Source organism: Exiguobacterium sp. EF_C8 (assembly GCF_054956715.1).
Genome location: NZ_CM143264.1, coordinates 2,317,391 through 2,330,179, shown reverse-complemented (window position 1 = coordinate 2,330,179; position 12,789 = coordinate 2,317,391). Strand labels below are relative to the sequence as shown.

Annotated in this window: 12 protein-coding genes; 10 read left to right on the top strand and 2 right to left on the bottom strand. The window is 47.5% G+C overall.

The features are described 5' to 3' along the window. The first annotated feature begins 3 nt into the window (after positions 1 to 3). The 10 genes from ACY2IG_RS12440 (at position 4) to trxA (ending at position 11,000) form a co-directional block, all read left to right on the top strand. The gene (locus ACY2IG_RS12440; RefSeq protein WP_035406349.1) at positions 4 to 552 is read left to right on the top strand and encodes a CvpA family protein; all 549 of its coding nucleotides are present in this window, start codon (positions 4 to 6) and stop codon (positions 550 to 552) included. A 45-nt stretch (positions 553 to 597) separates the two neighbouring features. Then, a complete protein-coding gene (gene polX / locus ACY2IG_RS12435; protein WP_462617980.1) occupies positions 598 to 2,313 on the top strand; it encodes a DNA polymerase/3'-5' exonuclease PolX in 1,716 nt (571 codons plus the stop codon). Next, the gene (locus tag ACY2IG_RS12430; RefSeq protein ID WP_035406355.1) at positions 2,314 to 4,680 is read left to right on the top strand and encodes an endonuclease MutS2; all 2,367 of its coding nucleotides are present in this window, start codon (positions 2,314 to 2,316) and stop codon (positions 4,678 to 4,680) included. It abuts the gene before it with no gap. A 10-nt stretch (positions 4,681 to 4,690) separates the two neighbouring features. Next, positions 4,691 to 5,098: a DUF350 domain-containing protein gene (locus tag ACY2IG_RS12425; protein WP_023469001.1), complete on the top strand. Its 408-nt coding sequence runs from the start codon at positions 4,691 to 4,693 to the stop codon at positions 5,096 to 5,098. 183 nt (positions 5,099 to 5,281) lie between these two features. Next, complete coding sequence (locus tag ACY2IG_RS12420; RefSeq protein ID WP_035406360.1) at positions 5,282 to 6,178, top strand: YitT family protein; 897 nt, start codon at positions 5,282 to 5,284, stop codon at positions 6,176 to 6,178. 197 nt (positions 6,179 to 6,375) lie between these two features. After that, positions 6,376 to 8,049 carry an AMP-binding protein gene (locus ACY2IG_RS12415; RefSeq protein WP_056062630.1) on the top strand — a complete coding sequence of 558 codons (1,674 nt, stop codon included), beginning with the start codon at positions 6,376 to 6,378 and terminating at the stop codon, positions 8,047 to 8,049. 71 nt (positions 8,050 to 8,120) lie between these two features. After that, positions 8,121 to 8,699, top strand: a complete 579-nt coding sequence (locus tag ACY2IG_RS12410) for a TetR/AcrR family transcriptional regulator (protein ID WP_052018985.1) — start codon at positions 8,121 to 8,123, stop codon at positions 8,697 to 8,699. Positions 8,700 to 8,773: 74 nt separating this feature from the next. Further along, on the top strand, positions 8,774 to 9,547 hold the full coding sequence (locus ACY2IG_RS12405) for an electron transfer flavoprotein subunit beta/FixA family protein (protein ID WP_035406369.1): 774 nt from the start codon (positions 8,774 to 8,776) through the stop codon (positions 9,545 to 9,547). A 13-nt stretch (positions 9,548 to 9,560) separates the two neighbouring features. Beyond that, positions 9,561 to 10,526, top strand: coding sequence for an electron transfer flavoprotein subunit alpha/FixB family protein (locus ACY2IG_RS12400; protein ID WP_035406372.1), 966 nt, complete (start codon positions 9,561 to 9,563; stop codon positions 10,524 to 10,526). A gap of 162 nt (positions 10,527 to 10,688) precedes the next feature. Further along, positions 10,689 to 11,000 carry a thioredoxin gene (gene trxA / locus ACY2IG_RS12395; protein WP_023468994.1) on the top strand — a complete coding sequence of 104 codons (312 nt, stop codon included), beginning with the start codon at positions 10,689 to 10,691 and terminating at the stop codon, positions 10,998 to 11,000. A gap of 60 nt (positions 11,001 to 11,060) precedes the next feature. Here the strand turns inward: trxA and ACY2IG_RS12390 are convergent, their stop codons facing one another. Then, positions 11,061 to 11,441, bottom strand: a complete 381-nt coding sequence (locus tag ACY2IG_RS12390; protein WP_035406375.1) for a VOC family protein — start codon at positions 11,439 to 11,441, stop codon at positions 11,061 to 11,063. An 11-nt stretch (positions 11,442 to 11,452) separates the two neighbouring features. Further along, positions 11,453 to 12,775 (bottom strand): dihydrolipoyl dehydrogenase family protein, encoded by a 1,323-nt coding sequence (locus tag ACY2IG_RS12385; RefSeq protein WP_290785286.1) that lies wholly within the window; start codon positions 12,773 to 12,775, stop codon positions 11,453 to 11,455. Positions 12,776 to 12,789 lie beyond the last annotated feature (14 nt).

The following is a 12,789-nucleotide window of genomic DNA, read 5'->3' as shown; positions in this document are numbered from 1 at the left end:
ACTATGATTTCTCTCGTTATCTTATTACTTCTCGCCTTAGGTGTCATGACAGGGGTCCGAAGGGGAGTTGTGTTGCAGGCCGGTCATTTGCTCAGCCTGATCATTTCCTTCATCGTTGCACTGTCGTTCTATGAGGAACTGGCTACGAAATTCCGATTGTGGGTACCATATCCGTCTACACTGGATGATGCGGGAATCGATTTGACGATGTTCGCGATTCCAAGTTCAGCACGACTCGATGAGGTGTTCTACAAAGCCTTTTGGTTCGTCGTCCTGTTCTTCGGTACAAAAATCATCTTATCGATCTTATTGTCGATGTTTGATTCGTTGACGAATGTCCCGATTCTAAAACAAGTCAAAGGGTTATTAGGTGGCGTCTTTGGTTTCATCGAGATGTACATCTTCATCTTCCTGCTCTTGTTCTTAGCGGCATTCGTTCCAATCCAATCGATACAGGATGCGATCGCGGACTCGAGTTTAGCAAGCTTCATTATCCAGCACACCCCGCTTCTTGCGAACTGGCTGATGGATCAAGTTGGATTGATAAAATAAACAGGCTCCCACGATTGGGAGCTTTTTTTGAGGGGAGAACTGCACATGCGTACGATTCAAGATGCGATGCGTCATTTGGAACGGATATCGGTCTACCTAGAGGTCAAAGGGGAAAATCCATTTAAGATTAATGCTTTTCGGAAAGCAGCAAGTATTCTCGAAGCATCCGATGCTGACTTCATGGCGATCGAGGATTTCACGACGATGAAGGGGATCGGGAAAGGAACGGCTGCTGTTCTAGAGGAATATCGGGAAACGGGAACGAGCACGGCACTGACAGAACTCGAACAAGAAGTGCCAGAAGGATTGATCGCCTTATTGAAGATTCCGGGTCTTGGTGGAAAAAAGCTCGCTAAACTGCATGAAGTCGGCGTCATTGATGCAGATTCCTTTGCAGAGAAATTAGCAGATGGTACAGTCGAAGCGATGCCTGGATTCGGCAAGAAGACGGTCGAGAAGTACGTTAAAGCACTTGAAACGTTTGAAACACGACCGGAGCGATTACCATACGGTGTCATGCGAAAGATCGTCGCTGAATTGAATCAGACACTTGCATCGTTTGAGGCAATCATTCGTTTTGAAGTTGGAGGAAGTTTCCGTCGAGCAGAAGAGACGTGTAAGGACCTTGATTTCATTCTCTCAACGGATGAACCGGAACGAATCAAGGAGCAGCTTCTAGAACTGTCGCTCATCGATGAAGTCATCGCAGCTGGCAGCACGAAAGTATCGCTCATCTTAAAACGAGACGTTCATTATATCGCGGTTGATTTTCGAATCGTGGATGATGCGGCGTATGCATCCACATTACATCACTTTACGGGTTCGAAGGATCACAACGTCCGGATGCGCCAACTCGCAAAAGAGCGAGGAGAGAGTATTTCTGAATATGGTGTCGAGACCGAGCAAGGATTAGTGCAACCGAACACAGAAGAAGAATTGTTTGCGCGATATGATTTACCGTTCATCGCGCCTGAATTACGAGCGGGACGTCATGAATTCGAGCAAGATTTATCACGTCTCTTGACGGAACAAGATATTCAAGCCGATGTGCATATGCATACGACATGGTCAGATGGTACGTTGTCTGTTGCAGAACTAGTCGATGCCTGTGCTGCACGCGGATATACATGGATGGCGATCACGGATCATAGTAAATATATGAAATTCGTCAATGGATTAACGGAAGAACGTCTGCGTGCACAACGTATTGAAATCGAAGCGGCACGCGAGAAACATCCCGATATGACAATTTTATGTGGTGTCGAGATGGATATCTTGCCCGATGGATCACTTGATTATGAAGATGAATTCTTAAAAGAAATGGACTATGTCATCGCCTCGATCCACTCGAAGTTCGATCAGACGGAAGAAGAGATCATGCAGCGGCTCGAGAATGCTTGTCGTAATCCTTATGTTTCCTTGATTGCTCATCCGACGGGACGAATCATTGGAAGACGAGAAGGATACGCCGTCAATGTCGATCGATTGATCGAACTAGCAGCGGAGACAGGAACAGCGCTTGAGATGAACGCGAATCCAGCACGTTTTGATTTAACGGCAAGTTCGCTTGCGAAAGCGAAGGCTGCCGGCGTGAAGATTTTAATTAATACGGATACACACCGACCAGAAATGTTAGAAGATATGAAACTTGGAGTCCTCCATGCTCGTAAAGCTTATTTGGAGGCGTCTGATGTCATCAATACGTGGTCTGCTGAAGAAGCACTCGAATTCTTCGGTCGAAAACGTTTAGGAGTGGATTAAATGAATGCCAACGCATTACGCGTTTTAGAATATGAGAAGTTAAAAGAAAACATGCTCGCCTTCACGGCTAGTTCACTCGGAGCACAGTTCGTCCGGGCAATGCGTCCGGCGGAAGACTTCGAGCAGGTCAAGGAACTGTTAGCTGTCACGACGGAAGCAACGACGGTCTACCGGTTGCGTGACCGTTATCCGTTCGGTGGATTGACGGACGTCCGAAGTGAAGTCAAACGGGCAGAGATTGGCTCTGTCCTCTCGACGAGTGAACTTCTAGCCGTCGCAGACGTCGTCTACTCGGGACGTCAAGTGAAGGCGTTCCAAGAACGGCTACACGAAGACCATGCGGATCTACGATTACCGCGCCTTGATAGTCGAATCGAGCAAATCACGAAGCTCGTCGAGATCGAACAGGGGATTCGCCATGCCATCGACGATCAAGGGACTGTCCAAGACTCAGCGAGTGATAAATTACGAGCGTTACGCAGTCAGTTACGCTCGCTCGAAGGACAAGTTCGTTCAAAAATCGATAACGTCTTACGTAGTAAAGCGAAGATGCTGTCTGACGCCATCGTGACGATGCGAAACGATCGTTATTGTGTACCGGTCAAACAAGAATACCGTCAAGCGTTCGGCGGAATCGTCCACGATCAGTCGGCTTCTGGAGCAACGTTGTTCATCGAACCGCAAGCTGTCGTCTCTGCGAACAACGAAATTCAAGAAGCGCGTTTGAAAGAACGGGCGGAAATCGAACGAATTCTTGCACAACTATCGGCACTTGTCGGTAGCGTTGGTGATTCGCTACGCATCAATCTGGATGTACTAGCAGAACTTGATTTCATCATGGCAAAAGCATTATACGGTCATCAGATTGGAGCGGTCGAGCCACGCTTGAACGAAAACCGCCATATCATTCTGAAGGAAGCACGGCATCCGTTCATCCCGAAAGAGGAAGTCGTACCAATTACCGTATCACTGGGTGGGGATTTTACGTCACTCGTCATCACCGGTCCGAACACCGGCGGTAAAACAGTTACCTTAAAGACGATCGGTCTTTTGCAATTGATGGTGCAATCGGGACTATACGTGCCAGCTGCAGATGAGACGGAGCTCAGTGTCTTTGATGCGATTTATGCCGATATCGGGGATGAACAGTCGATTGAACAAAACTTATCGACGTTTAGTTCACACATGACGAACATCGTCTCAATGATGGAAAAAATCGATTTTATGAGTCTAGTACTGTTCGATGAGTTAGGTGCGGGAACGGATCCGACAGAAGGGGCTGCCCTAGCAATCGCGATTCTTGATGAAGTGAAGCGACGCGGAGCACGTGTGGCAGCGACGACGCACTATTCAGAATTAAAAGCGTACGGCTATAACCGAGAAGGGGTCGTCAATGCGTCAATGGAATTCGATGTCGAATCACTAAGTCCGACCTATCGCTTACTCATCGGTGTACCTGGACGCTCGAATGCGTTCGAGATTTCAAAACGTCTTGGACTCGAAGACCGGATCATCGATGCGGCACGTGGTCAGATCGGTAGCGACGCACAGTCTGTCGAGACGATGATCGAACGATTAGAAGAAGCGAAACAGCGGGCTGAAACGTTAGAGGCACAGTTGTTAGAAGAGAAAAAACGACTTGTCGAAGAGAGAGAGCAGTTCGAGCAAGAACAAGCTGAGATCCAGGAAGAGAAAAACGAAATTCTGGCAAAAGCGGAAGAAAAAGCAACACGTGCGGTCGAACGCGCTCAAAAAGAAGCAGAAGGCGTCATCAAACGTCTGAAGGAATTACGAGACGCTGGTGCCGTCAAAGAGCATGAACTGATCGAGGCGCGGAAGCGACTCGAAGACGCGAAGCCGAGTCTGCAAGAGAAGCGGATAGCTAAAGTAAAAGCAAAATACGACCAAACGCCGCGATTCGATAAAGGCGAAGAAGTTAAAGTCACGACCTTCAATCAAAAAGGCTACATTATCAACCAACAGGCGAACGGCGAGTATACCGTCCAAGTCGGCATCATGAAGGTGAACGTCAAACCGGAAGATCTCGCGAAGGTTGGCAGTACACCAAAACGTCCACAAACGAAAGGGCGCTCTGGTGGAACGAGTGTGACGAAACAATCGACACCTTCGGCTGAACTGGATTTACGTGGCGTGCGTGTCGAAGAAGGGTTGTCGAAGCTCGAACGCTTCATGGACCAAGCCTTGTTATCGAACTACGACCACATCCGTGTCATTCATGGCTTGGGTACGGGAGCGATGCGACAAGGTGTCCAAGAATTCTTGAAAGGTCATCGTCACGTCAAAGGTCACCGGTTAGGTGGTCAAGGTGAAGGCGGACACGGTGTGACGATCATCGAACTGAAATGAGGAAAGCAAGATGAACATTTTTGAGAACGTCTATGTCTATACGACAGCGCTCTATTCGGTCGCGGGATTACTGATCATTTTGGGGCTTGCACTTTTTGAGTTGACAACCCGGTATAAAAACTGGGAACATATCAAGAGTGGCAACATCGCCGTTGCGTTAGCAACAGGTGGAAAAATCATCGGACTCGCCAATATCGTTCATTTCGCTGTTCAAGGGGAAGAACGGGTCGGGTCGATATTTCTTGAAAGTGCCTTTGGCTTCTTATTGTTGATATCGACATATTGGATCTTTGAATTCCTGACACCGAATTTGCCGGTAGACCGTGAAATCGAGAATGGCAACATTGCTGTCGGTATCATTTCATGCGCTTTATCGATCGGCATGTCCTACGTCATCGGATCAGCGTTAGTGGGGTGAATCCGTGTTAGAACGTTTAGCGAAAATCATGTTCGGGGTTTCGATCGCCTTTTTGGTTGTCGGTATCCTCTGGATTGTATTTAATTAAAAGAACCGGTCTTACCGTGTGATCATTCCGTACTGACATCGTTTCAGTACGGAATTTTTATTGAGCCACGCCTAATCAAAAAAGGAGGAACGCATATGAACGTACGAAAAACATCAACAACGACAGAAACGAGACGCCGTGCTTTCGAGGCGATGCAATTGATCTCTTGGAAGGACATCTTCTGGGTTATCATCGGGTCGTCGATTCTCGCCTTTGGAATCAACTACTTTACGATTCCAAATGATCTCTCAGAAGGTGGATTGATTGGGATCACGGTCATTTTCTACTATCTTTACGGTTGGGATACGGGACTTGTCTCCTTACTTGCGAACGCTTTGCTGTTCGTTGTCGGTTATCGATTCCTTAGCCGGAAGACGATGCTTTACTCAGTCATCTCAGTCGCCGTTACATCGTTTGTCCTCTCTTCGACAGCAAACCTTGCGACATCATCGGATAGCCGTTTGATTGGTACGGTCTATGCGGGTATTTTGATTGGTGTCGGAATCGGACTCGTCATTCGTGCGGGAGGAACGACGGGCGGTGGTGTCATTATCGCTCGACTGATGAATAAATACTTGAATCTCAGTATCGCAGTCTCGATGTTCATCATCGATGTCGCCGTTGTCGGTGCGTCAGGTTTTCTATTTGGAGAAGAGACGATGCTGTACACGTTAATTGCGATTATCATCGGTTCGTATTTGATTGATCTCGTCAGCGAAGGATTGAATGTCCGCGAAGCGGTCACGATCATTAGCCATCGCCAAGAAGAAATCGCGACGATTCTGACGGAGACGCTCGGACGTAGCGCAACTGTCATCCACAGTCATGGTCATTTCACGAAACAAAAGAATGACATGTTGTATATGATCGTCGATAAACGACAACTGGCACCGTTGAAACAAATCGTCGAAGCAGCGGATCCCCGCGCCTTCGTCGTCATTCATAAAGTGCGAGAAGTCATCGGGGAAGGATTCACATATCCCTCCCGGTAATATGGATTCAAAAGTAGCACCTCTCTTTTTCGGAAATCGAGAAAGGGAGGTGCTGCTTTTTTAGTATTAAAATTTTGATTGAAATAACCAAAAAAACAAGCAGATTCAATTTCTTTTTTTGGATTTTACTGGCATGTCGAATTCAAATCAACGTATAATGAAAATGAATAGTAATTCATTATCAGGGAGGGAAACGTATGGAATCCGTTTGGTTATCTGATTATCCAAAGCAAGTACCCGTATCGATTGATTACCGAGAAATACCTCTTTATCAGGCACTTGATGAGGCAGCGACTGATTTTCCAGAACAACGTGCCTTAAGTTTCTTAGGGAAACGTATGACGTTTCGCGAAGTGTGCGACGAAGCACATGCACTCGGAAGTTTACTTCAAGAGCATGGCCTCAAAAAAGGAGATCGTGTCGGACTGATGTTACCGAACTGTCCCCAGTATATGATCAGTTATTATGCTGTCCTCTATGCTGGTGGAATCGTCGTGCAGGTGAATCCGCTCTATACGGACCGTGAACTCGAACAGATCCTCATCGATTCAGGTGCACATCTGCTCGTAACCCTCGACCTACTTTATCCGAAAGCATCTCGCGTCAAAGCGGCGACGGCACTCAAAACGGTCGTGACAACAAGCATCGCGGATTATCTTCCCTTCCCTAAAAATAAACTGTATCCCATTAAAGCACGGAAAGATAACAACATCGTCATCGATACGACGGGTTCGATTCCATTTTTATCGCTACGTGGTTATGAACCGATTACACCGGTTGCGATTCAACCGAAAGAAGATGTCGCGGTTCTTCAATATACGGGTGGAACGACAGGTGCTCCAAAAGGTGTCATGCTGACGCACTATAACCTGAGTGCGAATGTCGAGCAAATCGACAAATGGTTTTATAAATATGAGCGGGGAGATGGACGAAAACTGTTAGCTGTCGTTCCGTATTTCCATGTCTATGGCATGACATGTAACCTCAATTTCGGTATTTTTAATGCCTATGAGCAAATCATCGTTCCAAAATTCGACATCGAACAAGTATTGAAAATGATTCATAAGGAAAAACCAAATCTGTTCCCTGGTGCACCGACGATGTATGTCGGTCTGTTGAACCATCCGAAGCTAAAGAAATATGATCTGTCTTCAATCGAAGCTTGTATTTCAGGTTCAGCTCCACTGCCGGTCGAAGTCCAGGAAAAATTCGAAGCATTAACGGGCGGACGAATCGTTGAAGGATATGGTTTGTCTGAGACGAGTCCGGTGACTCATACGAACTGTATCTGGGATCGCCGGATTCCTGGAACGGTTGGTATTCCGGTACCCGATACGCAAGCGAAAATCGTCCAAGCGGATGGAGAGACACCCGCAACTCCTGGTGAGATCGGTGAGATCATCGTCACAGGTCCGCAAGTCATGAAAGGATACTGGAAACGACCAGAAGAGACGCAAGCTGTTCTTCGAAACGGTTGGTTGCACACGGGAGACCTTGGCTATATCGGCGAAGATCATTACTTCCGGATCGTTGATCGGAAAAAGGATTTAATCATTGCTTCCGGATTTAATATTTATCCACGTGAAGTCGAAGAAATCTTGTACGAGCATCCGGCCGTCAAGGAAGCCGTCGTGATCGGTGTTCCGGATGCCTATCGTGGAGAGACCGTCAAGGCGTTCATCGTCGTCAAGGATGAGATGACGGTCACAGAAGAAGAGCTTGATCAATTCTGTCGTAAACAGTTAGCGTCATTTAAAGTGCCAAAGCAGTACGAATTCCGACAAGAGTTACCGAAGACGTTCGTCGGGAAGATTCTCCGTCGTGTTCTTGTTGAAGAAGAACGTGCCAAACAACTCGAAGAAAGCAGTTGACAGGACAAAATGGCATGATAGAATAAATATGAATGAACCATCATTCATTTTATGCGTTAGGAGATAGTGGAATGAAACGAACAATGTCAAAGAGTGACCGCATCATTGATGCCGCCGTAAAAGTCATCGCTAAAAACGGCTACCATGGAGCGAAGGTGACCGCCATCGCAAAGGAAGCCGGTGTTGCGGATGGAACGATCTATCTGTACTTCAAGAATAAAGAACACCTGCTGATTTCGCTATTCCAAGCGAAAATGGGAAGCTTCATCGAGTATTCCGAAGGACAAATCGCGAATCACACGTCAGCGACAGAACAATTGGCCGCATTGATCGAGGCACATCTTGAGCAATTATCCGTTGATTATGATTTGGCTGTCGTCACGCAAATCGAGCTACGTCAATCCAATCAAGACATGCGCCAAAACATTGCCGCCGTCTTGAAACCGTACCTGCATCTGATTGACCGTGTCATCAAGCACGGGATGACGACAGGCGAGTTTTCAAACGAACTCGATTATCGATTAGCGCGTCAGATGATCTTCGGAACAATCGATGAGGTCGTGACGAGCTGGATGGCAAGTGGATTCAAATATGAGTTGCTTGAGACACGCGACGGGATCCATCGGATGTTGATCAAAGGGCTGAGTTAAGCCCTTTTCATGACAACAATTATGTAAGCGGATACAAAGAATGATGGTGAATAGACGATAAGGGGGAGCATGAGATGGAAATCTATGTACTGTTGAAACGCACATTCGATACGGAAGAAGCAATCCAACTCGAAAATGGTCAAATCGATGAGGATGGGGCTGAGTTCATCATTAACCCATATGATGAATATGCGGTAGAAGAGGCGATTCGTGTCCGTGATGCACAAGGGGGAACTGTGACGATCGTGACGGTCGGTCCGGAAGACGCGGACAAAGAATTACGAACAGCACTCGCAATGGGAGCGGATCAAGCAGTACGCATCTCGATTGAGGATGACATCGAAGAGGCGGATCATTTCACGATTTCTGAAGTACTTGCTGGTTATTTAAAAGAACAGACAGTCGATCTTATCATCGCTGGAAACGTCGCAGTTGATGGCGGAAGTGGTCAAGTGGCACCACGCGTCGCAGAATTGCTCGATATTCCTTACGTGACGACGATCACGAAACTCGAACTCGACGGCACGAAGGCTGTCGTGACACGTGACGCTGAAGGGGATACAGAAACGATTGAAACAACACTTCCGTTACTCGTGACTGCGCAGCAAGGACTGAATGAGCCACGCTATCCAAGTCTTCCGGGGATCATGAAAGCGAAAAAGAAGCCGCTTGAAGAACTCGAACTCGATGATCTTGAACTCGATGAAGATGAACTCGCACCACGTCTAGAGACGATTGAACGTTTCTTACCACCGAACAAAGCAGCCGGTAAGATTCTCGAAGGTGAACTAAACGAGCAAGTCGCGCAGCTCGCATCATTATTACGTAACGAAGCAAAAGTGGTCTAAGGGGGAGAAACGAATGACAAAAGCATTAGTACTCGCAGAATCACGGGATGGTAGTTTACGGAATGTGTCGTTTGAGGCAATCGCAGCAGCGCGACGTGTCGCGGATGAAGTCATCGCGGTCCTGATTGGACACGATGTCGCAAAGGATGCCGACGCATTAGCATCACGCGGAGCGGACCAAGTCCTCGTCGTCGAGGATGAGCGTCTTCTACACTACACGCCAGACGGTTATGGACAAGTCTTCCTCGAGTTGATGAACCGGACGTCACCCGACGTGCTCGTCTTCGGTCATACGTCGCTCGGTAAGGATTTATCACCGAAGATCGCGGCAAAACTGCAAGCCGGTCTAATCAGTGATGTGACGGCGATTGAAGGGGAAGGCGCGGAAGCAACTTTCATCCGACCGATCTACTCAGGGAAAGCATTCGAGAAAGTCAAAGTCGCAGAAGGCAAGACACTCTTTACGGTCCGTCCGAATAACATCGATCCGCTCGAAACGGGGAGTTCACAAGGAACGGTCGAGTCGGTTACGGTTGAACTGAAGGATTTACGGACGATCGTCGCAGACATCGTACGCAAAGCAACAGGCGGCGTTGATTTGTCAGAGGCAAAAGTCATCGTCGCAGGTGGACGAGGCGTCAAGAGTTCGGACGGCTTCGCACCGTTACAAGAACTAGCAGATGTCCTCGGAGGAGCAGTGGGTGCTTCGCGTGGTGCTTGTGATGCGGATTACTGCGACTATGCGCTTCAAATCGGTCAGACAGGTAAAGTCGTTACACCGGATCTTTATATCGCGTGTGGGATCTCGGGTGCGATCCAACACTTAGCGGGGATGTCGAATGCCAAAGTGATTGTTGCGATCAATAAGGACCCGGAAGCGAACATCTTCTCTGTCGCGGACTATGGCATCGTCGGAGATTTGTTCGATGTCGTGCCACTATTGACAGCTGAATTCAAAAAAATGCTTGTTCACGGATGAGTGAATGTACCGGTGCCATGCAGATGGTACCGGTTATTTTTTACGAATTCTTCACGTGAGCAGTTTCGTTTGTTGGAAGAGACTGCTATGATATACTCGAATCAATAAAGAGATCACCCATTTTTTTAACGGGTTGATCTACTCATTAGGAGGTTATGATCAATGGCAATCGTACACGCAACTAGCCAATCATTTAAAGAAGAAACACAAGAAGGACTCGTCCTTGTTGATTTTTGGGCAACATGGTGTGGACCATGTCGTATGCTCGCACCAGTTCTTGAAGAACTCGATGCTGACATGCAAGATGTAAAAATCGTTAAAGTTGACGTAGATGCAAACCCAGAAGTAGCTGGAGCATTCCAAGTTCAAAGTATCCCGACACTCGTTCTCTTCAAAGATGGACAACCTGTCAACAAAACAATGGGCTTCATGCCAAAAGACGCACTTAAAGAATTCGTTGAAACATCTAACTAATTCTTTCCTGCATATCAAAACAGACCGTTCTGCACAGGCAGAACGGTCTGTTTTTTTAGATTACATAGGTGTGCAAAGTTCGATGAGGTGACCATCCGGATCAAGCACGTACGCAACGACTTGCCCCCATGGTTTTTCAACAGGCGTGAGTACGGTCTTGTATCCGGCAGCTTCCACCTTTTGAAAAAGCGTAGGGACGTCATCCGTGACGAAACCAATCTCTAACGTCTGCTGCGCTTTTCCGCTTGGGATCGTGTAATCCGGAATCAACCGTTGCACGTCTTCACGAGTATTGAAGGCAAGTGTTGTCTGACCGGTCTCGAACTCAATGTAGCTTCCGTGCTCCGCTTTGACGGATAAGCCAAGAACGTCTCGATAGAATGTCAGCGTCCGTGCAGTGTCTTCAACGTATAAAATCGTATAGCCGTATTGAATCATCAAAAAGCCTCCTATCAATCCTCGAATAACGAAGCAATGTCTGAAGCAGGTGTCGGGTAAGCAAATCCAGTCTGTTGCATCGAAGTACTAGGGATCCGGTGTTGCATCGCAAACGAGAAATAGTTTGCGAGTTCCGCCGCATTGACACCAATGAAGTGTGCGCCTAGTACTTGATCATCTTCCCCCACGAGCACTTTCGCCCGAGCAAAATTATCCTTGATGCGTGCGTTCGTTTGCCAAGAGGACGTATCAATCAAACGACCACGGTACGGAATACCTGCTTTTTTTAAGGAAACTTCCGTTTCACCGACGAGGGCAAGGTTCGGCGCAGTGAATACGACGCTAGGTACAGGGAGCAGTTCCAGTTTCCGGTTATTCCCTTCGAGCATGTTATCGGCAGCGAGTCGTCCTTCGGTTCCAGCAAACGGCGTCAACGCGGGATTCCCGCTGACAGCGACATCTCCTGCGGCATAGATATGTTCGACAGAAGACTGCAGGTACGCATTGACATGGATTCCTTTTTCATTATGGGAAACACCGATTTCTTCGAGTCCGAGTTGGTCGATACTTGCGACACGTCCAGTCGCATTTAAGACGACGTCCGTCTTCAACACGTCACCGTTCGATAAACGAAGTGATTCCTCTTCGTAAGCGACGACCTCTGCTTCTTTGATGATCGAGATGCCAAGTGCTTGCGTAGCATCGAGTAAGACATCGACGAGTTCACTCTCGAATTGTTTTAAGGGGTTAGAACGTAAGACAATCGTGACGTCTGCACCAGCAATCCGAGCAAGATGCGCGAACTCGAACGAGATGTACCCGCCACCAATACAGACGAGTCGACGTGGGAGGTCTTTTAGTTCCAAAAACTCATTACTCGTTATAAAACGTTCACTACCGGGTACAGATAACTCGCGAGGGCGTAAACCAGTTGCGATCAGGAATTGTTTCCCTTCGATTTCTTCTTCACCAATTTGGAGACGGTGTGAAGAGACGAAGCGGGGTTCGCCGTGGAAATAGTCGATGTCCGTCTCCTCGTATCGTTTTCGTGTTTGTTCCGGAATGGCACGCGTGTATTCATTCTTGCGCTCCATCAACTGGCGCCAATCGATTGAAATTAATCCCTTTACGCCATATCCGAGCAAGCGCTCGACCGCATCCTTCGTCTCACTACCCGTCAGCAGAATTTTTTTAGCGTCACACCCACGTTGGGCACATGTGCCCCCTGGCGTGAAATTTTCAACGATGGCAACACGTAGTCCTTTTTCAGCAAATTTATAAGCCGCTTGATTTCCAGCGGAACCTGTTCCAATCACAATGCAATCATATGTACGCATTTTTCATCCTCCGT

Excerpts from the sequence above, each read along its gene's own strand:
- ACY2IG_RS12440 (WP_035406349.1), top strand. The coding sequence starts at position 4 with ATGATTTCTCTCGTTATCTTATTACTTCTCGCCTTAGGTGTCATGACA.
- polX (WP_462617980.1), top strand. The coding sequence starts at position 598 with ATGCGTACGATTCAAGATGCGATGCGTCATTTGGAACGGATATCGGTC.
- ACY2IG_RS12430 (WP_035406355.1), top strand. The coding sequence starts at position 2,314 with ATGAATGCCAACGCATTACGCGTTTTAGAATATGAGAAGTTAAAAGAA.
- ACY2IG_RS12425 (WP_023469001.1), top strand. The coding sequence starts at position 4,691 with ATGAACATTTTTGAGAACGTCTATGTCTATACGACAGCGCTCTATTCG.
- ACY2IG_RS12420 (WP_035406360.1), top strand. The coding sequence starts at position 5,282 with ATGAACGTACGAAAAACATCAACAACGACAGAAACGAGACGCCGTGCT.
- ACY2IG_RS12415 (WP_056062630.1), top strand. The coding sequence starts at position 6,376 with ATGGAATCCGTTTGGTTATCTGATTATCCAAAGCAAGTACCCGTATCG.
- ACY2IG_RS12410 (WP_052018985.1), top strand. The coding sequence starts at position 8,121 with ATGAAACGAACAATGTCAAAGAGTGACCGCATCATTGATGCCGCCGTA.
- ACY2IG_RS12405 (WP_035406369.1), top strand. The coding sequence starts at position 8,774 with ATGGAAATCTATGTACTGTTGAAACGCACATTCGATACGGAAGAAGCA.
- ACY2IG_RS12400 (WP_035406372.1), top strand. The coding sequence starts at position 9,561 with ATGACAAAAGCATTAGTACTCGCAGAATCACGGGATGGTAGTTTACGG.
- trxA (WP_023468994.1), top strand. The coding sequence starts at position 10,689 with ATGGCAATCGTACACGCAACTAGCCAATCATTTAAAGAAGAAACACAA.
- ACY2IG_RS12385 (WP_290785286.1), bottom strand. The coding sequence starts at position 12,775 with ATGCGTACATATGATTGCATTGTGATTGGAACAGGTTCCGCTGGAAAT.